General features: G+C 72.2%; 21 protein-coding genes and 1 pseudogene. 6 read left to right on the top strand and 16 right to left on the bottom strand.

What is annotated here, in order from left to right; all coding sequences use genetic code 11:
- Positions 1-39: 39 nt before the first annotated feature.
- The 7 genes from ADY01_RS09745 to ADY01_RS09715 form a co-directional block, all read right to left on the bottom strand.
- Entirely contained in the window at positions 40-459 is a 420-nt protein-coding gene (locus ADY01_RS09745) for a hypothetical protein (RefSeq protein WP_049569100.1), read from the bottom strand.
- Positions 456-707, bottom strand: coding sequence for a hypothetical protein (locus tag ADY01_RS09740; RefSeq protein WP_049569097.1), 252 nt, complete (start codon positions 705-707; stop codon positions 456-458). The genes ADY01_RS09745 and ADY01_RS09740 overlap by 4 nt, the downstream gene beginning before the upstream one ends.
- Positions 704-1201, bottom strand: a complete 498-nt coding sequence (locus ADY01_RS09735; RefSeq protein ID WP_049569094.1) for a hypothetical protein — start codon at positions 1199-1201, stop codon at positions 704-706. Before ADY01_RS09735 ends, ADY01_RS09740 begins: the two co-directional genes overlap by 4 nt.
- Positions 1194-1778: a hypothetical protein gene (locus ADY01_RS09730; protein WP_049569090.1), complete on the bottom strand. Its 585-nt coding sequence runs from the start codon at positions 1776-1778 to the stop codon at positions 1194-1196. Before ADY01_RS09730 ends, ADY01_RS09735 begins: the two co-directional genes overlap by 8 nt.
- Positions 1775-2092 carry a hypothetical protein gene (locus ADY01_RS09725; protein ID WP_049569086.1) on the bottom strand — a complete coding sequence of 106 codons (318 nt, stop codon included), beginning with the start codon at positions 2090-2092 and terminating at the stop codon, positions 1775-1777. The genes ADY01_RS09730 and ADY01_RS09725 overlap by 4 nt, the downstream gene beginning before the upstream one ends.
- A complete protein-coding gene (locus ADY01_RS09720) occupies positions 2089-2436 on the bottom strand; it encodes a hypothetical protein (protein WP_049569083.1) in 348 nt (115 codons plus the stop codon). The genes ADY01_RS09725 and ADY01_RS09720 overlap by 4 nt, the downstream gene beginning before the upstream one ends.
- A 99-nt stretch (positions 2437-2535) precedes the next feature.
- Complete coding sequence (locus ADY01_RS09715; RefSeq protein WP_199826206.1) at positions 2536-2994, bottom strand: helix-turn-helix domain-containing protein; 459 nt, start codon at positions 2992-2994, stop codon at positions 2536-2538.
- 191 nt (positions 2995-3185) lie between these two features.
- Between ADY01_RS09715 and ADY01_RS09710 the strand changes: the two genes are divergently transcribed.
- The 3 genes from ADY01_RS09710 to ADY01_RS09705 all read left to right on the top strand — a co-directional run bounded on the left by ADY01_RS09710 (position 3186) and on the right by ADY01_RS09705 (position 5400).
- Positions 3186-3716: a helix-turn-helix domain-containing protein gene (locus ADY01_RS09710; protein WP_049569076.1), complete on the top strand. Its 531-nt coding sequence runs from the start codon at positions 3186-3188 to the stop codon at positions 3714-3716.
- A gap of 200 nt (positions 3717-3916) precedes the next feature.
- Positions 3917-4054, top strand: a complete 138-nt coding sequence (locus tag ADY01_RS38990) for a hypothetical protein (protein ID WP_159001074.1) — start codon at positions 3917-3919, stop codon at positions 4052-4054.
- Between the two features lie 74 nt (positions 4055-4128).
- Positions 4129-5400 (top strand): hypothetical protein, encoded by a 1272-nt coding sequence (locus ADY01_RS09705; protein ID WP_049569072.1) that lies wholly within the window; start codon positions 4129-4131, stop codon positions 5398-5400.
- A gap of 44 nt (positions 5401-5444) precedes the next feature.
- Here ADY01_RS09705 and ADY01_RS09700 read toward each other — a convergent pair whose 3' ends face one another.
- The 9 genes from ADY01_RS09700 to ADY01_RS09660 all read right to left on the bottom strand — a co-directional run bounded on the left by ADY01_RS09700 (position 5445) and on the right by ADY01_RS09660 (position 18116).
- Complete coding sequence (locus ADY01_RS09700; protein ID WP_049569069.1) at positions 5445-5792, bottom strand: chorismate mutase; 348 nt, start codon at positions 5790-5792, stop codon at positions 5445-5447.
- A 47-nt stretch (positions 5793-5839) separates the two neighbouring features.
- Positions 5840-6667 (bottom strand): carbohydrate ABC transporter permease, encoded by an 828-nt coding sequence (locus ADY01_RS09695; protein ID WP_049569067.1) that lies wholly within the window; start codon positions 6665-6667, stop codon positions 5840-5842.
- Entirely contained in the window at positions 6664-7641 is a 978-nt protein-coding gene (locus ADY01_RS09690; RefSeq protein WP_049569063.1) for a carbohydrate ABC transporter permease, read from the bottom strand. Before ADY01_RS09690 ends, ADY01_RS09695 begins: the two co-directional genes overlap by 4 nt.
- Positions 7622-8935: a sugar ABC transporter substrate-binding protein gene (locus ADY01_RS09685; RefSeq protein WP_049569059.1), complete on the bottom strand. Its 1314-nt coding sequence runs from the start codon at positions 8933-8935 to the stop codon at positions 7622-7624. Before ADY01_RS09685 ends, ADY01_RS09690 begins: the two co-directional genes overlap by 20 nt.
- 213 nt (positions 8936-9148) lie before the next feature.
- Positions 9149-10609, bottom strand: coding sequence for a glutamate synthase subunit beta (locus ADY01_RS09680; protein ID WP_049569056.1), 1461 nt, complete (start codon positions 10607-10609; stop codon positions 9149-9151).
- Positions 10602-15158, bottom strand: a complete 4557-nt coding sequence (gltB, locus tag ADY01_RS09675) for a glutamate synthase large subunit (RefSeq protein ID WP_049569051.1) — start codon at positions 15156-15158, stop codon at positions 10602-10604. The genes ADY01_RS09680 and gltB overlap by 8 nt, the downstream gene beginning before the upstream one ends.
- Positions 15159-15474: 316 nt before the next feature.
- On the bottom strand, positions 15475-16179 hold the full coding sequence (locus ADY01_RS09670; protein ID WP_049569047.1) for a VIT1/CCC1 transporter family protein: 705 nt from the start codon (positions 16177-16179) through the stop codon (positions 15475-15477).
- 3 nt (positions 16180-16182) lie between these two features.
- On the bottom strand, positions 16183-17268 hold the full coding sequence (gene lgt, locus ADY01_RS09665; RefSeq protein ID WP_049569144.1) for a prolipoprotein diacylglyceryl transferase: 1086 nt from the start codon (positions 17266-17268) through the stop codon (positions 16183-16185).
- 104 nt (positions 17269-17372) lie between these two features.
- Positions 17373-18116, bottom strand: coding sequence for a DsbA family protein (locus tag ADY01_RS09660; RefSeq protein WP_049569044.1), 744 nt, complete (start codon positions 18114-18116; stop codon positions 17373-17375).
- Between the two features lie 130 nt (positions 18117-18246).
- Here ADY01_RS09660 and ADY01_RS09655 point away from each other — a divergent pair, with 130 nt between their 5' ends.
- The 3 genes and pseudogenes from ADY01_RS09655 to ADY01_RS09645 all read left to right on the top strand — a co-directional run.
- A complete protein-coding gene (locus ADY01_RS09655) occupies positions 18247-19599 on the top strand; it encodes a hypothetical protein (protein WP_049569039.1) in 1353 nt (450 codons plus the stop codon).
- Between the two features lie 11 nt (positions 19600-19610).
- Positions 19611-20738 (top strand): molybdopterin-dependent oxidoreductase, encoded by a 1128-nt coding sequence (locus ADY01_RS09650; RefSeq protein ID WP_049569036.1) that lies wholly within the window; start codon positions 19611-19613, stop codon positions 20736-20738.
- Positions 20735-20947, top strand: a pseudogene (locus ADY01_RS09645) (hypothetical protein); the annotation flags it as partial. The gene ADY01_RS09650 and the pseudogene ADY01_RS09645, both read left to right, overlap by 4 nt.

Here is a 20947-nt window from a genome sequence, read left to right as displayed (position 1 = left end):
CCAACACGGCGGCCACGGCGGTGAACATCAGCAGCACAGTCACGACGCACCGCCCGACTCGGCGGGGGTCACGGTGTAGGTGCCGTCGGCGGTGTGGTGGATGGTGTCGCCGAACATCGCGACGACGTGGCCCGGCTTCTCGCCGATCCGCAGACCGACCGTGGCCAGCTTGCCGTCGACGTAGCGGGTGTACGCCTTGGCGAAGGCGCCGTCCCGGTCGGTCGCCGCGTCGATTCCGGCGTAGGACTTCGGGGTCAGCACCCAGCCGTCCACCGGGTCGACGTGGCTGAGGGCGATGCCGCCGCTGCGTCCTTCCACGAGGACGACGGGCTCGCCGTGGCCGAGGGCCCACGCCATGCTGCGGGTCCATGTGTACAGCGGCTCGTCGGCCCGAGTCGCCGGGTAGGCCACGACCTGCGTGCCGACCGGGTGCGCGGCGTTCCACGCGTCGGCGTTCACCGGCCCTCACCGCTTTCGGCGTCGTCGGCCCAGGTGCGGAGGCGCCGGGCGATGCCTGCGGCGACAGCGGCGGCCATCTGGTCGGCCTCGCTGTCACCGTCGAGCTGGCGGGCGGTCACCGTCGCGTGCTCCGCCGCGTCCCGCAGCACCTCGGCGCGGTAGGCGTTGAGCAGCGCGTTGGGCGTGGTGCCCCAGTTGGCCGCCTCGGTGAAGGAAACCGCGTCCAGCAGCCGTTCGCGGGCGTTCATGACCGCACCTCCCGCCGGGCGGTGCCCGTGCACCGACACCGGGTCTCGTCCACCGCGGAGACAGACAGGAGCGCGCCGCAGGGGCTCTGCTCCAGACAGACGAGGTGGCCGCAGGCGGCGCACGTGAGGTCCAGCAGGCCCAGGCCCCAGCCGCCCGGCAGCGTGCCGAGCAGCAGGTTCGTCAGCCAGTCCGGGCGCGGCACGCGGTCGCCCGTGAGCCACGATCCGTTCAGCGCGCTCTCCCAGCCGGAGGAGTCGATCCGCTTGCCGACGGCGCCAGACTTCAGGCGCCGGGGGCCGACCACGGTCACGCTCGCGACTTCGCTCGTCCGGTCCAGCCGGAAGAAGCGGTCCAGCCGCAGCGTCACCGCCTCGGGGATCACCGTCCGGCCGGTCAGCGGGTCGCGCAGGTCCGGCGCGCCAGCGGGCGCGAGGACCGTGAGTTCGTCGGTGATCCGGCGCTCGCCGGGCGGCGTCGACAGGTGCTCAGCCACGGCGCACCTCCCGGCGTGCGGGCCGGGCGGCCACGTCCGCGTCGTGCTCGGCGATCGCCTCGGCCAGGTCGGCTACGGTTCCGTGCCGGGCGATCGTCCGCACCTGACCGAGGAGTCCACGCAAGAGCACGAGCTCGGCGGCGTCCCGCGAGTCCCGCCGGGCGGGCCGGGCGTCGGCCATGACGGCCTGCTGCTCCGTGCACGACCGGCGCGCACCCGCCAGCTCAGCGGTCAGACCCTCGATCCGCCGCAACTGGGACTCGGCCAGCTCCGCCGCCTGGGCCTGCTCGCGCTCCAACTCGGCGACCCGGCAGCCCAGCTCCCGGGCCTCCTTGCGCTCGGCGTGCAGTGTGGCCCGCACGGACCTCAGATGCCGCAGGTCACGGGCGCCCTGCTCGGCCGCTCGCTTCAGCCGCTCGACCTCGGTCGCGTCGGGGCTGGCCTCCAGTTCGGCGACGCGGGCGTACTGCTTCGCCACCTCGTCGTCGAGCTGGGCGACCTGATCGCACGCGTCGGACAGCGCCGCCCGCAGCCGCTCGACCTCCGCCAGCCGCTCCGGCGACAGGGGCTCACTCATCGGTCGTCACCACCCTCGGCCCGCTTGCGCAGGTTGCGCAGCTCCCGCATCGCGGTCCGCAGGTCGTTCTCCGCGAGCAGCCGCGCCAGGTCGGACTCCTGCACTTCCTCGCGCAGGCGCTCGTTGGTGGCGTAGACCGCGTTCCGCTGGTCACGCCACGCGTCCCGCTCGGCCCGCATGTGGGCGACCTCCATAACGGCGGCACGCAGTCGGGTGATCTCGGTGACGGCGTGGGCGATCGCACTGTCCGGCCCGGACATCTCCGCCAGCTCGACCAGCTGCTCCAGCCGCTCCGGCGACAGGGGGGCGCTCATCGGGCACCGCCGTCCATGGCCAGCATTCCGGCCAGCGTCGCGACATCGTCGGGGTAGTCGTTCAGCGCCACCGTGGACACGTCCACGGCGCCGATGTCCGGCAGGTTGACGGTGAGCGTCACCATCACGGCCTGCGGGTCGCCGACGGCCGGGCTCACGGCCACGGCGCCGCCGACCCGGGCCTGCACGGCCGCCACCTCACGCACGGACCACACGGTCACGCGGGTGGGCGTCTCGTCCGGGTCCATCACGCGGTGCCGCAGTCCCAGCGCGCGGCAGGTACGGAGATAGGGGCGCATCCGCGCCGAGGGCTCGCGGGTCAGGGGTTCGATAAGGTCGGCCATGAGGGCCTGCCTCTCTCTGTGAAGGGTGTAGAGGTGGGTCAGCGCCGGGTTCAGCGGCGCCGGGGGCCGTCCGCGAGGGCGGCCCTTCTCGCGCTCCGCTCAGGCGGCGCGGGTCTCCGCCAGCGGCCGGATTTCCAGCGAGGCGTTGATCTCGCAGATCTGGCGGCCAGTGAGCGTGATGCGCTGCCCGGGGCCGCCGCAGCGGGGGATCTCGTAGGCGCGCGCCTTGTCGCGAATGCTCCTGGCGGTCCACGGGAGGAACCGCCCCGCGACCTCCTCGGGCGTGTAGTGGAAGAGCTCGCCCTCGGGGCTGTTCGGGAGGGGGACCTCTCGAACAGCCCTGGGCTTGGCCTTGGACACGTCATCTCCTCGGGTGATGTCGGCTGGCGACACCGCGAAGACCTCCGCGATCCGGCGGAGCGTGTCCGCCCCGGCAGGCTGGCCCCGCTCAATTCGCGAGACGGTGGCGTGGTGGAGTCCTGCGCGGCGGGCGAGCTCGCGGATGCTCAGCTTGCGAGCTTCGCGGAGTGCCGTTATGGCGGTGTCGTTCGGTGTCACGCTCACAATGTATGCCCATAGGGCTCGCGCTAGCAAGCCGCATGCTCGCGTTATGAGCTCGGATTTTGCGCAACTGGCGCTCACCGGCGCACGCAATCGCGACGCCGTGCACCATGCGCCCCGAGAGTGCGCTGTCCAAGGGGTGAGATGCGGGCTGCCGTGGTGCACAGATCTGGTGCATCATGTGAGCCATGGCGATGGACTGGAAGCACCTCGGCGCCGCGCTGGCCGCCGCCCGCGAGGCGGCGCAGCCGCGCCTGACCCAGCAGGCTGCGGGCGACGCGATCGGCGTTGGCCGGACCACCATCCAGAAAATCGAGCGCGGGCAGTCCTACGCCAAGGTCCAGCCCGTCCACCGCGCCTACGCCGAACTCCTCGGGTGGACCGGGTCCTCAGTGGACCGGGTCCTCGCCGGCGGGGACCCGGCTCTCCGCGCCGACACCGATGGGGACGCCGACCGGCGGGCCGCAGCAGTCATCGCCGACGGAGTGGCACCGGGTGACCTCTCCGTGCGCGTGCTCCAGGCGCTCATTGAGGGCCCGCTGCTGGATTCGGACGTCATCACAATCACAAGCCCGTCCGGGCGCGAGGTGCGCGCGGCCCTCGTTGTGCGCGGCGAGCCCGGCCTCAGCCGCGAGGAGGAGATCCGTGATCTCCAGGCGTGGCGAGAGCGGGCTCAGGCTCTGGAGCACGTCACCGACCAGGATGACGGTTCGTCATGATCCCGGCTCAGCGGCATCGTGTGCCAATTTCCTTCACACCCTGCCCACGCGCCTGCACATGTGGTGAGATGTGCTGACCAGATGAGAGGGGCACTGCTCGATCTGGGCAAGGGGGACCCATGCGGCCACATCCGCTGTACCCACGGTCGCGTGCACGGGTTCTACGCGTGTACGGCATGCCGCCCCGGGCGCGCATGTGTGTGGACAACCAGCAGCCCTACGGGGCTGTGACATACATCAGGGCAGAGGAGTTCACAGAGCGCCAAGCCCGGCTGCTGGAAGCCGCGCAGAATGGCGACGTGAGCATTGAGCAGTTGCTCGCCGAGTGGGCGAGCTGAGGAACGACCGCGCATCCCCCACCACCCCGCACCGCGGGGTGCCGCGCGGCCTCTCTGATCAACGGAGGTGAGGGGTGGCCCACGCCGAGAAGCGCGTAAGCACCGCCCGGGGCTCGAAGGGCCGGGTGTCGTGGCGCGCGAGGTACAAGAAACCCGACGGCACCTGGGGCAGTGAGCCCGGGTTCCCCACGAAGAGGACCGCCGAACGCTGGGGCGACGAGCAGGAGGCTGCCATCCGCGCCGGCCGGTGGGTCGACCCCGAGCTGAGCCGCAAGCACTTCGGAGTCTGGGCGAGGGAGTGGATGGGTGCCCAGTCCCCCCGGGGTCGCACGACGATGAATCGGTGGGAACGGCTGGACACGCATATCCTGCCGCGCTGGGAGTACACGCCGCTCCAGGACTTCAACTGGTTCGCGGTCGAGGCATGGGCCCGGACGCTCACGTGTGCAGAGAGCACGACGAAGGACTGCGTCGGGCTCATGTCGCGCATTCTCACCGGCGCGGTCGACGCTCGGCACCTTCAGGTGAACCTGCTCTACGGCCGCCGCCTGACCGGCCTCTCCCCCGCCGTACCAGCGGAGGCCCGGCGAGACGATGACGAGGAAGGCGCCGTGGCAACGCCGGAGCAGGTGCTCCAGGTAGCTCGGCGCCTCGGGCCCGTGGTCGGGCTCGCAGTGGTGGCGGACGCGTTCACCGGCATGCGGTACGAGGAACTCGTCGGGCTGCACAGGGAGAACACGTTGCGCCGTCGGCGCCAACGCCTCGACGGCGGATGGTTTGAGTGCGCCACGATCCATGTGCATGCCGAGGTGGGCGCGCTCGCCGAGTACTACAAGCGGGACCCGGACACTGGGCGCCGAGTCACCTACCGCGCGTTCGAGCCGCCGAAGACGCCCACGAGCGTGCGAGACATCGACGTGCCGCCGTTCCTCGCCGGACTGCTGGAAGCGCACCTGGACACGTGGCCGCACCAGCACGTCTTCACCACACCGCGGGGGTCGCTGTGGTGGCGCAGCCACTGGTGCAACACCTTGCGCCCGGCCGCTGATGGTCGGGAGGCGCGGCCGAATGCCCGGGGCACCGCGGTGAAGGAGGCGTGGGGACCGATCTGTCCTGGGCTCACTGCGCGGGGCCTGCGCCGGTTCCACGACTCCACGCAGGAGCAGATCGGCGTAGCGCCCGTGCTGGGCTATGAACAGATGGGGCACCGGTACCCTGGGATCAAGGCGCACTACCGTCGGCCGACCCCCGCGATGCGGCAGCACCGGCTGGACGGGCTCCAGTCCGTGTTCGACCGGGCGATGGTGAACCTGGGTTGGAAGGAGATCTGGGAGTCCCCTAGTTGATCTCCCAAATCTCTCCCAGATGATCTTAGTGGCCCTTTCCCGGGCTAGCTCTTATCGCCTCCGCTGCTGGTCACAGCCTCGCTCGCCAGCGTCTCGTGGTGGCGGATCACCTCGGCGATGATGAAGTTGAGGAGCTTCTCCGCGAAGGCCGGGTCGAGCTTGGCGCTCTCCGCGAGCTGCCGCAGCCGTTTGATCTGGCGGGCCTCGCGGGCCGGGTCGGCCGCCGGGAGGTCGTGGTCGGCCTTGAGGCGGCCGACCCGCTGGGTCGCCTTGAAACGCTCGGCCAGGATGTGGACGACGGCCGCGTCGATGTTGTCGATGCTGTCGCGCAGCCGGGCCAGCTCCGCGCGCACGTTCTCGTCCAGGTCGTCCCTGTCGTCGAGGTTCCTCATGGCGCCACCCTATGCGCGCGCATCGCGCCGAAGGTCACCCGAGGGCGTCACCTGATGGCGCCGGCGGCGAGGCCGCCCGCCAGGCGGCGCTGGACGAGGACGAAGAAGACCAGCACGGGCAGGGTGATCAGCGTGGAGCCCGCCATGACCGCGCCCCAGTCGGTGCTGTACTGCCCGAAGAAGCGGTGGAGTCCCACGGCGGCGGTGTACTTGCTGTCGTCCTGCATGAAGACGAACGCGAAGATGAACTCGTTCCACGCGACGATGAACGCGAAGATGCTGGTCGCGACGAGCCCGGGGGCGACCAGCGGCAGCAGGATCCTGGTGAACATCCCCCACCAGCCGCAGCCGTCGAGGTAGGCGGCCTCCTCCACCTCCCTGGGCACCGCCGCGACGAAGCCGCGCAGCGTCCAGACGGCGAACGGCAGCGAGAACGCCAGGTAGACGACGGTCAGGCCGATCAGGCTGTTGAGCAGTTCCAGGTCGCGCATCTGGAGGAAGAGCGGGATGACCAGCGCCTCCAGCGGCACCATCTGCACCACCAGGATCATCACCAGCACCTGGGAGCGGAGCCTGAAGCGGAAACGGGCCACGGCGACGGCCGCGAACAGGGCCAGCAGCCCGGACAGCAGCACGGTGCCGAGGCCCACCAGCGCCGAGTTGGCCAGATAGCCGCCGAACTCGCCCTCGTCCAGCACCCGCGAGAAGTGGTCGAGGGTGAACCCGGCGGGCAGGAGGTCGGATCCGCGGTGGTCCGCCTCGGGGTCGAAGGCGGAGGAGATCATCCAGTAGACGGGGAAGAGCGTGAACGCCAGCAGCGCCGTCACGGCCGCGGCGATGCCGATCCGCCCTGCGGTGGAGGTGCGGCGGGTCACAGTTCGTCCCTCTCCTTGGACAGCGCCCTGACGTAGACCACGGTGATGCCCAGCAGCAGCAGCGTGAGCAGGACGGCGATGGCCGAGCCCATGCCGTACTGGTTCCGGCTGAAGGACTCGATGTAGGACCAGACGCCGAGGTTGAGGACGTCCGGATTGGCGCCGGCGCCGCCCGGCATCAGGTAGATCTGGGCGAAGACCTTGAAGTCCCAGATGATCGACAGGATCGTCACCACCATGAAGACCGGCTTGATGGTCGGGACGGTGATGCTCCAGAACCGCTGCCACGCGTTCGCGCCGTCCACGATCGCGGCCTCGGGCAGCTCCCTGGGAATCGTCAGCAGCGCCGCGTAGACGGTGATCGCGACGAACGGGAAGCCGTGGTGGACGACGTTGAGCGTGGCGATGGCGTAGAAGGACCAGCGGTCGGTGAACCAGTTGGTCTCGCGCGGCTCGATCAGCCCGAGCCCGTCGAGGCCGCCGCTGACCACGCCGTTGAGCGGGTCGAAGACCCAGATCCACACGTAGGTGCCGGTCACGGCGGGCATCGCCCAGGCCATCATGATCGCGGTGGAGCAGATGACGCGCCAGGTCCGCCCGAGGCGTTGCAGCAGCAGCGCGACCAGCGTGCCGACGACGACGGTCAGGAAGACGCAGGAGGCCGCGAAGAGCACGGTGTTGGGCAGCACCGTCTTCCACAGGAACGAGTCGCCGAGGATCTCCCGGTAGTTGTCCAGACCTGTGTAGTTGCTCTCGCCGGTGTTGATCTGCCGCAGCCCGTAGTCCTGGAACGACAGCAGCAGCACGCGCACCAGCGGCCAGAAGAGCAGGACCGCGAGCACGGTGAGCGCCGGGGCCAGCAGCAGCCAGGGGCGCGCGGCGCGGGCCCATGCCGCGCGGCGCGCGCCAGGGGCCCGCGCGGCGGGCCGGACGGGGGGCCGGGACTTCCGGAGCTCAGCCGCCAAAGGTCTCATCCATGGCCGCGGCGGCCTCGTCGGCGGCCTCCTGCGGGGACTGGTCGCCGGAGAGGATCCGCTGGAGCATTCCCTGCACGACCTGCTCGCCCTGGACCTGCCCGTAGAGCTCGGTCACCGGCAGCGCGGCTCCGGCCTCCAGCATCTGCTGGGCGAACGGGGCCACCAGCGGCTCGCCCTGCTGCTGGACCTCCTCCAGGAGCGACTGCTGCCCGGGGAAGTACCCGGACTGCTCGGCCCACTGGGCGGCCAGATCGCCGGTGGACATCATCTCGATGAGCTGCCAGGCGAGTTCGGGCTCGTCGCTGTTGAACTCCCCCAGCAGCGAGCCGCCGACGAAGGAGGGGCTGAAGCCGCTCTCCCGTCCCGGCAGCGGCACCACGCCGATCTGGTCGGCCCACGCGGGGTCGGCCTGGAGCAGCGTGTTCACCGTCCAGTTGCCGTTGACGATCATCGCGGCCTCGCCGTTCTGGAAGCTCTCCAGCTGGTCGGTCTCCAGCCAGGTCTCGGCGGCGGCGACCGACAGGTCGTCCTCGGTGGCCAGCGACGTGTAGAACTCGATGCCCTCCACGGCCTCGGGCGAGTTGATCGTGGAACGCCACTGGCCGTCGCCGTCCTGCTCGGCGATCTGGCCGCCGGCGCCCCAGACGAACGGGTACAGGCCGTACTCGCTGCCGCCCGAGACGGGGAACGGGATCATGTCCGGTTCGAGGTCGCGCAGTTGCAGGGCGACCTCGCGCAACTCGTCCCAGGTGGTGGGCGGCTGGAGGTCGTGCTCGGCGAGGATGTCCGAGCGGAACATCAGGGAGCGGATGCCCGCGTACCAGGGCATCCCGTAGACGGCCCCGTCCACGGTGGCCGCGTCGATGAGCCCGGGGACCAGGTCCTCGCCGAGGCCCGCCTCGCCGATGCTCCCCGAGAGGTCGGCGAGCGCGCCCGCCGCGCCGAACTCCGGCGCCCAGGTGGTGCCGATCTCGGCGACGTCCGGCAGCTCGCCGCCCGCCATGGCGGTGGTGAACCGGTCGTGGGCGTCCGCCCACTGGATGAACTGCACGTCGAGCGAGGCGCCGGTCTCCTCGGTGAACGCGGCCTCCAGCGCCTCGACATACGGCTCGGCGTCGGGGTTGGTGCCCTCCATGATCCAGACTTCGAGGGTGGGGCCCTCGCCGTTGGATCCCTCGTCGCCGTCGTCGCCGCAGGCCGTGAGCAGCCCGAGGGACGACAGGACCGCCGCGCCGGCGACCAGGCGCCGGCCGCGCGAGAAGGGGGTACGCCCCCGGGGAGATTGCCGCATACCAGCGCCCCTCCGTGAAGATCAGTGAAGATCGACGAGGATCAGAAGACCCGTGGATCACCGTGCCGAACTGAGCGTTGATTGTGACAGCGCCGCGTTCGGCCGATCCAGATCTTCACATCACGGAACGGCACCGTTTGTGGCTGGACCTCTGACCACATTGGTCCAGGCCAGAGGGCGCGCGCCCCCGGGGAGGCCCGGGGGCGCGCGGCGTCAGACGGCGAGCGACCGGTCGGTCGGCCTGATCGGGTAGGGCAGCGTGGACTCGCCCGTCAGATACCGGTCCACGCCCCGGGCCGCGGCCCGGCCCTCGGCGATGGCCCAGACGATGAGCGACTGGCCGCGCCCGGCGTCCCCGGCCACGAACACGCCCGGGACGTTGGTGGCGTAGGAGGCGTCGCGGGCGATGTTGCCGCGGGCGTCCAGTTCGAGGCCGAACTGCCCGACCAGGCCGTTGTCCTGGTCGGTCCCGGTGAAGCCCATGGCCAGGGTGACCAGTTGGGCCGGGATGCGCCGCTCGGTGCCCGGCTTCTGGGTGAGCTTGCCGTCCGTGAACTCGACCTCGACCAGGTGGAGCCACTGCACGTCGCCGTGTTCGTCGCCCTCGAAGTGGGTGGTGGAGACGGAGTAGACGCGCTCGCCGCCCTCCTCGTGCGCCGAGGTGACCTTGAACGTCAGGGGGAACGTGGGCCACGGCTGCCCCGCCGGACGGCCCTCGGAGGGGCGCGGCATGATCTCCAGCTGGGTGACCGAGGCCGCGCCCTGGCGGTGGGCGGTGCCCACGCAGTCGGCGCCGGTGTCGCCGCCGCCGATGACCACGACGTGCTTGCCCTCGGCGGAGATCGGCGAGGAGATGAGGTCGCCCTCCTGCACCTTGTTGGACAGCGGCAGGTACTCCATCGCCTGGTGCACGCCGCGCAGTTCGCGGCCCGGCACCGGCAGGTCGCGGGCGGTGGTGGCGCCCGCCGCGATGACGACGGCGTCGTACCGCTTGCGCAGCCTGGCCGCGTCGGTGTCCCGGCCGATCTCCACGCCCGTACGGAACTTGGTGCCCTCCGCGCGCATCTGCTCGATGCGGCGGTTGAGGTGGCGCTTCTCCATCTTGAACTCGGGGATGCCGTACCGCAGCAGCCCGCCGACGCGGTCGGCCCGTTCGAAGACGGCGACGGTGTGCCCGGCCCGGGTGAGCTGCTGGGCGGCGGCGAGCCCGGCGGGCCCCGAGCCGATGACGGCGACGGTCTTGCCGGAGAGCCGCTGCGGCGGCTGCGGGGTGACCGCGCCGGCCTCCCACGCCTTGTCGACGATGGTGACCTCGACGTTCTTGATGGTCACCGCGGGCTGGTTGATGCCCAGCACGCACGCGGACTCGCACGGCGCGGGGCACAGCCGCCCGGTGAACTCCGGGAAGTTGTTCGTCGCGTGCAGCCGCTCGCTCGCCGCGGTCCAGTCGCCGCGGTAGGCGTAGTCGTTCCACTCGGGGATCAGGTTCCCCAGGGGACAGCCCTGGTGGCAGAACGGCACGCCGCAGTCCATGCAGCGCCCCGCCTGCTTGCTGATGACCGGCAGCAGGGAGCCCGGAACGTAGACCTCGTCCCAGTCCCTGACCCGCGACGCGACGGGGCGGGTCCGCGCGACCTCGCGCTTCGTGGTGAGAAAGCCCTTCGGATCAGCCATGGGTCGCCGCCTCCATCATCTTCTCGTGGGTCTCGGACTCGGAGAGTCCGGCCCGCTCGGCGGCGTCCTTGGCGGCGAGCACGGCCTTGTAGGTGGTGGGCATGATCTTGCTGAACCGCGCGAGCGAGGCGTCCCAGTCGACGAGCAGCGCGGTCGCGACGGTCGATCCGGTCTCCTCGGCGTGACGGCGCACGACCCCGTGCAGCCACTGGCGGTCGCCCTCGTCCAGCTCCTCGACGGCGACGAAGCCGGGGTTGACCGTGGCCGGGTCGAGGTCGATCAGGTAGGCGACGCCGCCGGACATCCCGGCCGCGAAGTTCCGCCCGACGGCGCCGAGCACCACGGCCCGGCCGCCGGTCATGTACTCGCAGCCGTGGTCGCCCACGCCCTCGGCGACGACCGTGGCGCCCGAGTTGCGCACGCAGAACCGCTCGCCGACCCGGCCGCGCAGGAAGATCTCGCCTCCGGTCGCGCCGTAGGCGATGGTGTTGCCCGCGATGGTGGAGAACTCGGGCAGGTGGTCGGCGGCCCGGTCCGGGCGGACGACCAGCCGCCCGCCGGAGAGGCCCTTGCCGACGTAGTCGTTGGCGTCGCCCTCCAGGCGGAGCGTGACGCCGCTCGGCACGAAGGCGCCGAACGACTGGCCCGCGGAGCCGGTGAAGGTGAGGTCGATGGTGTCGTCGGGCAGCCCCGCGCCGCCGAACCGCTTGGTCACCTCGTGCCCGAGCATGGTGCCCACGGTGCGGTTGATGTTGCGGATGGCGACCTGGGCGCGGACCGGCTCGGCGTCCTCGGCCGTCTCGGCGGCCAGCGCGTCGGCCGACAGCTTGATCAGGTCGTTGTCCAGCGCCTTCGCCAGGCCGTGGTCCTGCTCGGTGGTCCGGTGCCGCGCGGCGCCGTCGGGGAGCTCGGGCACGTACAGCAGCGGGGCCAGGTCCAGGCCCTGCGCCTTCCAGTGGTCGACGGCGCGGGAGACGTCGAGCAGCTCGGCGCGGCCCACCGCCTCCTCCAGGGAGCGGAAGCCCAGCCCGGCCAGCAGCTCGCGGACCTCCTCGGCGATGAACTCGAAGAAGTTGACGACGAACTCCGGCTTGCCGGCGAACCGTTCCCGCAGGACCGGGTTCTGGGTGGCGATGCCGACGGGACAGGTGTCCAGGTGGCAGACGCGCATCAGCACGCAGCCGGAGACGACCAGCGGAGCGGTCGCGAAGCCGTACTCCTCGGCGCCGAGCAGCGCCGCGATCAGCACGTCACGGCCGGTCTTCAGCTGGCCGTCGGTCTGCACGACGATCCGGTCGCGCAGCCCGTTGAGCAGCAGCGTCTGCTGCGTCTCGGCGAGGCCGAGCTCCCAGGGGCCGCCCGCGTGCTTGAGCGAGGTCAGCGGCGAGGCGCCCGTTCCGCCGTCGTGCCCGGAGATCAGCACCACGTCGGCGTGCGCCTTGGAGACACCGGCGGCGACGGTGCCGACGCCGACCTCCGAGACCAGCTTGACGTGGATCCGCGCCGAGGGATTGGCGTTCTTCAGGTCGTGGATCAGCTGGGCGAGGTCCTCGATGGAGTAGATGTCGTGGTGCGGCGGCGGCGAGATCAGGCCGACGCCCGGCGTGGAGTGCCGGGTCCTGGCCACCCAGGGGTAGACCTTGTGCCCCGGCAGCTGGCCGCCCTCGCCGGGCTTGGCGCCCTGGGCCATCTTGATCTGGATGTCGTCGGCGTTCACCAGGTACTCGCTGGTCACGCCGAACCGCCCGGAGGCCACCTGCTTGATGGCGCTGCGCCGGCGCGGGTCGTTCAGCCGCTCGGAGTCCTCGCCGCCCTCGCCGGTGTTGGACTTGGCGCCCAGCCGGTTCATGGCGATGGCCAGCGTCTCGTGCGCCTCCTGCGAGATGGAGCCGTAGCTCATCGCGCCGGTGGAGAACCGCTTGACGATCTCCGAGACCGGCTCGACCTCCTCGACCGGCACCGGGGGACGCTCGCCCTCGCGCAGCCGGAACAGCCCGCGCAGCGTCATCAGCCGCTCGGCCTGCTCGTTCACCCGCCCCGTGTACTGCCGGAAGATGTCGTAGCGGCGCTCGCGCGTGGAGTGCTGGAGCCGGAAGACCGCCTCCGGGTCGAACAGGTGCGGCTCGCCCTCGCGGCGCCACTGGTACTCGCCGCCGATCTCCAGCCGCCGGTGCGCGGGGGCCACACCCGAGGGCGGGTACGCCGCCGCGTGCCGCTCGGCGACCTCGCGGGCGATCACGTCGATGCCCGCGCCGCCGATCTTGGTGGTGGTGCCGTGGAAGTAGGTGTCGGCGAACGAGGCGTCCAGGCCGACCGCCTCGAAGACCTGCGCGCCGCGGTAGGAGGCGACGGTGGAGATGCCCATCTTGGACATCACCTTCAGCACGCCCTTGCCCAGCGCCCTGATCAGGTTGCGGATGGCGGTGGGGGCGTCGACGCCCGGCAGGTACGTGCCGCGGGCGGCCAGGTCCTCGACCGACTCCATGGCCAGGTACGGGTTGACCGCCGCCGCGCCGTAGCCGATCAGCAGCGCGACATGGTGCACCTCGCGCACGTCGCCCGCCTCGACCAGCAGCCCCACCTGGGTGCGCTGCTTGGTGCGGATGAGGTGGTGGTGCACGGCCGAGGTGAGCAGCAGGGACGGGATGGGGGCGTGCTCGGCGTCGGAGTGCCGGTCGGAGAGCACGATGATCCGAGCGCCGTCCGCGATGGCCGCGTCCGCCTCGGCACAGATCTCGGTGATCCGGTCGGCGAGCGCCTGCCCGCCGCCCGAGACCCGGTAGAGGCCGGAGAGCGTGGTGGCGGCGAACCCCGGCAGGTCGCCGTCGGCGTTGATGTGGATCAGCTTGGCCAGCTCGTCGTTGTCGATCACCGGGAACGGCAGCGTGACGCTGCGGCACGAGGCGGCGCCGGGGTCGAGCAGGTTCCCCTGGGGGCCGAGCGAGGAGTGCAGGGAGGTGACGAGCTCCTCGCGGATGGCGTCCAGCGGCGGGTTGGTGACCTGCGCGAACAGCTGGGTGAAGTAGTCGAAGATCAACCGGGGCCGGTCGGAGAGCGCGGCGATGGGGGTGTCCGTCCCCATCGAGCCGATGGGCTCCGCGCCGGAGCCGGCCATCGGGGTCAGCAGGACCCGCAGCTCTTCCTCGGTGTAGCCGAACGTCTGCTGGCGGCGGGTGACCGAGGCGTGCGTGTGCACGACGTGCTCGCGCTCGGGCAGGTCGGCGAGGTCGATCAGGCCCGCGTCCAGCCACTCCTCGTAGGGGTGCTCGGCCGCGAGGCCCGCCTTGATCTCGTCGTCCTCGATGATCCGGTGCTCGGCGGTGTCCACCAGGAACATCCGCCCCGGCTGGAGCCGCCCCTTGCGCACGACGCGCGCCGGGTCGATGTCCAGGACGCCGACCTCGGAGGAGAGGACGACGAGCCCGTCGTCCGTCACCCAGTAGCGGCCGGGCCGCAGCCCGTTGCGGTCGAGAACGGCTCCGACCTGCACGCCGTCGGTGAAGGTGACGCAGGCGGGACCGTCCCAGGGCTCCATGATCGTGGAGTGGTACTGGTAGAACGCGCGCCGCCGCGGGTCCATCGACTCGTGGTTCTCCCACGCCTCGGGGACCATCATCAGCACCGCGTGCGGCAGGGTCCGCCCGCCCAGGTGCAGCAGCTCCAGGACCTCGTCGAACGTGGCGGAGTCGGACGCCTCGGGCGTGCAGATCGGGAAGACCCGCTCCAGCCGCTCCGGGTCGCCGAACATCTCGCCGGCCAGCTGGGACTCGCGGGCCCTCATCCAGTTGCGGTTGCCCTGCACGGTGTTGATCTCGCCGTTGTGGGCGACGAACCGGTAGGGGTGGGCCAGCGGCCAGCTCGGGAAGGTGTTGGTGGAGAACCGCGAGTGCACCAGCGCGATCGCGCTCGCCAGCCGCCGGTCGGAGAGGTCGGGGAAGAACGGCTCCAGCTGCCCGGTGGTCAGCATCCCCTTGTAGACGAGCGTCCTCGCGGAGAGCGACGGGAAGTACACCCCGGCCTCGCGCTCGGCGCGCTTGCGCAGGGCGTAGACGGCGCGGTCCAGGGCCAGACCGGCCTTGGCCCCCGCGGCGTCGGCGAGGAACAGCTGCCGGAAGGCGGGCATCGTCGCCCGCGCGGCGGCGCCCAGCAGCTCGGGCGCGACCGGCACCTCGCGCCAGCCGAGGACGCTCAGCTCCTCCTCGGTGGCGATGGCCGCGATCCGCGCCATGGCGGTCGCGGCGGCATCGGCCCCGGTGGGAAGGAAGGCCATGCCGACGGCGTAGGATCCTGCCGAAGGCAGGGGGAAGGGTACGTTCTCCCGCAGGAAGGCATCCGGGATCTGGAGGAGGATGCCGGCTCCGTCGCCGGTATCGGGATCCGAGCCGGTGGCCCCCCGGTGTTCGAGGTTCCGCAGCACGGCGAGCGCCTGATCGACCAGCTCATGGCTGGCCGCGCCGGTGAGAGTGGCGACGAAGCCGACACCGCAGGCATCATGCTCGTGGCGCGGGTCGTACATCCCCTGCTTGACCGGGTGGGACGCAGAACGCATCGGCTCTCCCGTCGTCGTCTTCGTACGTGACTGTTCCGAGGGACGACGCTGGCCCTGGCGTGCGTTAAATTTTCGTGCAGGTTACACGATGACCCGATTGCCGGGAAGCGGATACGACTGTCCACCATACGGACTTGAGCCCCGCTGCGGGCCTCCATGCACATGCCCGGCGACAAGCTGCTGAAACCCGTCCGAAACAAAGCCAACCCCTACGCACGCACTCTCCGCTCAGCACACCACCCACCCGCCGTATTCCCGGTCCGTCCGGAATGCCGAGAAAGCGCGCCTCCGCCGGCGGGCTCGGAGCGGTCGGCGGTCAGCCCAGTGCGGTGCCGAAGAGCGAGCCGAGAACGTAGGTGACGCCCGCCGCCGCGACGCCGAGCGCGAGCTGGCGCAGGCCGCTGAACCACCACGCCTTCGCCGTCACCCGCGCCACCAGCGCGCCGCACACGAACAGCCCGGCCAGGGCCAGCGCGGCGGCGGGCACCAGCGAGGTCGCGCCCAGCAGATAGGGGAGCACGGGGAGCAGCGCCCCCACCGCGAAGGCGACGAACGAGGAGACGGCGGCCACCAGGGGCGAGGGCAGGTCACCGGGTCCGACGCCCAGCTCCTCGCGGGCGTGGATCTCCAGTGCCTGCTCGGGATCGACGGACAGCTGCCTGGCCACCTCGTGCGCGAGCTCCGGCTCGACGCCCCGGGCCACATAGACGGCGGCCAGCTCCTCCAGCTCGTCCTCCGGGTGCCGCCGCAGCTCACGGCGTTCCACGTCGAGCTCGGCCAGCACCAGCTCCCGCTGCGAGGCCACCGAGGTGTACTCCCCGGCCGCCATGGAGAACGCCCCCGCCGCCAGGCCCGCCATCCCGGCGACGGCGATCGCGTGCGAGGAGGCGGAGCTGCCCGCGACGCCGCTGATCAGGCCGAGGTTGGAGACCAGCCCGTCCATGGCGCCGAACACGGCCGGGCGCAGCCAGCCGCCGTTGACGTCGCGGTGGTCATGGTGGGCCTCGGCGCCGTCCGTCACCGCTCAGGGACGCTTCGCGGTCGTCGCCTCCGCGTCCGCCCCCGGCTCCGGACCGCCGGCGTCGGCATCGGCATCGGCGGCGTCGGCGGCGTCGTCCGCCGGGGCGGTCGCCTCGGGCTTCTCGGCCTTCTCAAGCGTCGCGGCCTTCTCAAGCGTCGCGGGCTTCTCGGCCTTCTCGGGGCCCTCGGCCTCCTCGCCGTCCGCGTCGCTCTCCGTCAGCGCGGCCTCGGCGGGGGTGGCCTCGTCCGACGCCTCGGAGGCGCCGTCCTCGTCGCCGTCGAGCGGCGGCTCGACGCCCTCCTCGCGGCCCGGGTGGCGCCTGGCCGAGATCACCAGGTACGCGACGGCGGCGGCGAAGACCGCGACGGCCGTCCAGTTGTTCAGCCGCAGGCCGAGGATCTCGTGGGCCTCGTCGATCCGCAGGTACTCGATCCAGAAGCGGCCCGCCGTGTACGCGGCGACATAGAGCGCGAACGCCCGGCCGTGCCCGAGCCTGAAGCGGCGGTCGGCCCAGATCACCAGGACGCCGACGCCCAGACACCACAGCGACTCGTAGAGGAACGTCGGGTGGAAGGTCCCGTTGTCGAGCCCGTTGTCGATCTCGACGGCCCATGGAAGATCCGTCGAGCGCCCGTAGAGCTCCTGGTTGAACCAGTTCCCCCAGCGGCCCACCGCCTGTGCGAACGCGATGCCGGGGGCGATGGCGTCGGCCATCGGCGGCAGCGCGATGCCCCGGCGGCGGCAGGCGATCCAGGCGCCGAGCGCGCCACCGGCGATCGCGCCCCAGATGCCGATCCCGCCGTCCCAGATCTTGAACGAGTCGACCCAGTCCCGGCCCTCGTCGAAGTACAGCTGGTAGTCGGTGATCACGTGGTAGACCCGGGCCCCGACGAGCCCGAACGGCACCGCCCACACGGCGATGTCCGCGACCGTTCCCGGCCTCCCTCCCCGCTGGACCCAGCGTCGGCCGCCGAGCCAGATGGCGAGGAAGACGCCGATGATGATGCACAGCGCGTAACCGCGAAGCGGGAGCGGTCCGAGATGGATCTCGCTCTCGCTGGGGCTGGGGAAAGAGGCAAGGATCTCCATGGTGCTTCCGACGCTACCGTGCCCGGCCGCGTTGATGGAATCCGCCTGCCCCACCGGGTCTCCGTGTCCGGCGCCGGGCGGGCGCCGTATCGGTACGGGCTCGGCTAACCGGCCAATTCGTCCACCCGTTCCCGCAGCCGCTCGGGGGTGAGCGGGTCGGCGGTGTCGCCGTAGACGTCGGCGCCGTTGAGCAGGACGGTGGGGGTGGCGTTGAACTCGGACGCCAGGAACCCGTTGTTCGAACGCTCCACCCAGGCGTGGAAGGTCCCGTCCTCCACGCAGGAGCGGAACGCGGGGGTGTCGAGCCCGTCGACCTCGCCCGCGAGGTCGATCAGGTGGGAGGTGTCGGCGAAGGCGTCGTCGGACTCGGGCGGCTGGTTCTCGAACAGGATGTCGTGGTACTCGGTGAACCTGCCCTCGTCCTTGGCGCACAGGGCGGCGTTCGCGGCGGCGGTCGAGCCGTTCCCGCCCATGTTGCCGTCGATGATCGTGACCAGGTGGTACTCCACGCGCAGCTTCCCCGCGTCGGTCAGGTCGTGGACGGTGTCGCGGAAGGTGTCCTCGAACTGGCCGCAGGCCGGGCACCTGAAGTCCTCGTAGACGGCGAGGGTGGCCGGGGCGTCTCCCTTGCCGACGGCGATCGGGTTGACGGCCGGGTCGTCCTCCACGTCCCCGCCGCCGCCGTTGGCCGCGATGATCCCGACGCCGGCGGCGATCACCAGCACGGCGGCGACGACCCCGCTGACCTTGGCGGTCCGCTTCCGGCGGTCGGCCGACCGCTCGCGCTCCCGCTCCTCGCGCAGCCGTTCGCGGGCGCTGCGCTTCCCCTCGCTGTTCCGTTGGCTCACGTCCTGAGCCAACGACCCGGCGCGGGATGGGACACGCCCGACCGGCCGATCACCCGGCGGATCCGGCGAAGCGGCGACATCCCGTCGGGAACGGCGCGTTCACGATCTTTCCCGCCCTAACGTGACGCGAGTGATCCCCCCGACGCTCGCGCCCGGGCACGCGCCGAAGCGCGCGCCGGAGCGCTCCCCCGGCCACCGCGCCGACCTCGTGGCCGCCCTGCTGGCCGCGGCCCTCTTCGCGGCGGCGGCCGTGGTCGGCGCGGCCATCGACGACGGCGATGTGCTGGTGCTGGGCTGGCCGCCGCTGTTCGGCCGGTGGGAGCCGCACGCGGGGCCCGGCACGCCGGCCGCCCTGATCACGGCCGGTCTGACCGTGCTCCACGGCCCCGCGGCGGCGCGGCGGCTGCCGTGGCACGGCCTGGTGTGGCTCGCGTTCGGCGGAGCGCTGGCCTGGGTCTGGTCGCTGGCGCTGGTCGACGGCTGGCGGCGCGGGGTGGCCAGGCCGCTGGCGTACGGGCACGAGTACCTGACCGTGATGGACCGCGTCGACGGCGTCGGGCCGTTCCTGCGGACGTTCACCGACCTCGTTCCCAAGGACGCGCCGGACAACTGGCCCGCGCACGTCGCCGGGCACCCGCCGGGCGCGACGCTGACGTTCGTCCTGCTGGACCGGGTGGGCCTGGGCGGCGGGGCGTGGGCGGGCGCGTTCTGCATCACGGCCGCCGCCTCCGCCGTCGCCGCGGTGCTGATCACGGTGCGCGCGGTGGCGGGCGAGGACGGCGCGCGGCGGGCGGCGCCGTTCCTGGTGCTGCTGCCCGCGGCGGTGTGGCAGGGGGTCTCGGCGGACGGGTGGTTCACGGCCGTGGCCGCCTGGGCGGTGGCGCTGCTCGCGCTCGCCGCGGGGGGCGGGGTCCGGGCGCCGCGGACGGCCGCGGTGGGCTCGGGGCTGCTGTTCGGGCTGCTGCTGTACCTGTCCTACGGGCTGGTGCTGATGGGGCTGGTGGGTCTCGCGGTGCTCTGGCGGGCCCGCGCGTGGCGCCCGCTGCCCTGGGTGGCGCTGGGCGTCGCGCCGTGGGTGGTGGCGTTCACGGCGGCCGGGTTCTGGTGGTTCGACGGCTACGCGGCGCTGGTGGAGCGCTACTACGACGGCGCCGCGGCGCACCGCCCCTACGCCTACTTCGTCTGGGCCAACCTGGCGGCCCAGGTGGTGACCGTCGGCCTGGCCACGGCCGCGGGGCTGCGCCGCGCGGCCCTCGACCGCGGCTCGGGCCTGGCGTGGCTGGTGGGGGCGGCGTGCGCGGCGGTGCTGCTGGCCGACCTGTCGGGGATGAGCAAGGCGGAGACGGAACGGATCTGGCTGCCGTTCGCGGTCTGGCTGGTCCCGGCGGCGGCGCTGCTGCCCCGGCGCGGGATCCGGTGGTGGCTGGCCGCCCAGGCGGTGCTCGGCGTGGCGGTCAACCATCTGTGGCTGACCCGCTGGTGAGGTGAGGGGCGATGCGCACTCCGATCCCCTTCCGCGCGCGGCTGCACGACCCCCGCACCGCGGTGGCCATCGGCCGCTGGCTCGGTCCCGCCGTCCTGCTGTGCTTCCTGACCGGGCTGGTCGGCCACGGCCTCCAGACGCCCCCCGGCTGGCTGGCGCCGCACCTGCCGTCGCGCCCGGTCTGGGGATACCGGGTGACGCAGGGCGTGCATGTCGCGACCGGCATCGCGCTGGTCCCGCTGCTGACGGCCAAGCTGTGGACGGTCCATCCGCGGCTGTGGCGGTGGCCGCCGGTGCGGTCGGCGGAGCACGCGCTGGAGCGCCTCTCGATCGCGGTGCTCGTCGCCACGGCGGTGCTCCAGGTCTTCCTGGGGCTGATGAACATCGCGCAGTGGTACGTGTGGCCGTTCGGCTTCAAGCGGGTGCACTGGGCGCTGGCATGGGTGCTGGCCGGGGCGCTGCTGCTGCATCTGGCGGTGAAGGCGCCCGTCATCGCGGCGCACTGGCGGGCCGACCGCCGCGAGCGCGAGCGCGACCCGGACGCGGGGGACCGGCGGTCGCTGCTGCTGGGGGTGGGCGCGGCGGTCGGCGCGGTGACGCTGGTGACGGTGGGGCAGACGCTGACGCCGCTGCGCCGGGCGACGCTGCTGGCGCCGCGCCGCCCGAGCGGCGACGGCACGCGGCAGGGGATCCCGGTGAACCACACGGCGGCCCAGGCGGGCGTCGCCTCGGTGGACGCGGACGCCTGGCGGCTGCGGGTGTCGGGCCCCGACGGGTACGCGCTGACGCTGCGCGAGCTGCGCGCCCTGCCGCAGCACACGGCGCGGCTGCCCATCGTGTGCGTGGAGGGCTGGAGCGCGTCGGCGGAGTGGACGGGGGTGCGGCTGCGCGACCTGGTGGAACGGGCGGGGGCGCCGCACCGCTCGTCGGTGCGGGTGGTGTCCTCGCAGCGGCACGGCGCCTACCGGGTGATGGAGATGGGGCACACCTACGCGGAGGACGCGCTGACGCTGCTGGCGCTGATGATCAACGGCGAGGTGCTCTCCCCCGACCACGGCTTCCCGGCCCGGATCATCGCGCCGAACCGGCCGGGGGTGTGGCAGACGAAGTGGGTCTCCCGGATCGAGGTGCTGCGGTGAACGCGACGAGGGCGGTGCGGGCGGTGCTCGGCGCCGCGGGACTGGCCCTGCTCGCGGTCGGGATCCGGTACCTGGTCGCCGACACGCCCCCGGGGACGCCGGGCGAGGTGGCGCTGTGGCTGGTGGGCGCGGCGGCGCTGAGCGAGCTGGTGCTGATCCCGCTGGTCCTGGTCCTCGGCCTGCCCCTCCGCCGCCTCCCCGCCCGACTC

The sequence above is a fragment of the Streptomyces sp. SBT349 genome (assembly GCF_001083795.1).
Taxonomy (GTDB): domain Bacteria; phylum Actinomycetota; class Actinomycetes; order Streptomycetales; family Streptomycetaceae; genus Streptomyces.
Note: the sequence above shows the minus strand (reverse complement) of the source record. Positions and strands in the feature narration are given on the sequence as shown.

Excerpts from the sequence above, each read along its gene's own strand:
- ADY01_RS09725 (WP_049569086.1), bottom strand. The coding sequence starts at position 2,092 with ATGAGCGCCCCCCTGTCGCCGGAGCGGCTGGAGCAGCTGGTCGAGCTG.
- ADY01_RS09710 (WP_049569076.1), top strand. The coding sequence starts at position 3,186 with ATGGCGATGGACTGGAAGCACCTCGGCGCCGCGCTGGCCGCCGCCCGC.
- ADY01_RS09685 (WP_049569059.1), bottom strand. The coding sequence starts at position 8,935 with ATGCGGCAATCTCCCCGGGGGCGTACCCCCTTCTCGCGCGGCCGGCGC.
- ADY01_RS09740 (WP_049569097.1), bottom strand. The coding sequence starts at position 707 with ATGAACGCCCGCGAACGGCTGCTGGACGCGGTTTCCTTCACCGAGGCG.
- ADY01_RS09700 (WP_049569069.1), bottom strand. The coding sequence starts at position 5,792 with ATGAGGAACCTCGACGACAGGGACGACCTGGACGAGAACGTGCGCGCG.
- ADY01_RS09730 (WP_049569090.1), bottom strand. The coding sequence starts at position 1,778 with ATGAGTGAGCCCCTGTCGCCGGAGCGGCTGGCGGAGGTCGAGCGGCTG.
- ADY01_RS09720 (WP_049569083.1), bottom strand. The coding sequence starts at position 2,436 with ATGGCCGACCTTATCGAACCCCTGACCCGCGAGCCCTCGGCGCGGATG.
- gltB (WP_049569051.1), bottom strand. The coding sequence starts at position 15,158 with ATGCGTTCTGCGTCCCACCCGGTCAAGCAGGGGATGTACGACCCGCGC.
- ADY01_RS09690 (WP_049569063.1), bottom strand. The coding sequence starts at position 7,641 with ATGAGACCTTTGGCGGCTGAGCTCCGGAAGTCCCGGCCCCCCGTCCGG.
- ADY01_RS09650 (WP_049569036.1), top strand. The coding sequence starts at position 19,611 with ATGCGCACTCCGATCCCCTTCCGCGCGCGGCTGCACGACCCCCGCACC.
- lgt (WP_049569144.1), bottom strand. The coding sequence starts at position 17,268 with ATGGAGATCCTTGCCTCTTTCCCCAGCCCCAGCGAGAGCGAGATCCAT.
- ADY01_RS09680 (WP_049569056.1), bottom strand. The coding sequence starts at position 10,609 with ATGGCTGATCCGAAGGGCTTTCTCACCACGAAGCGCGAGGTCGCGCGG.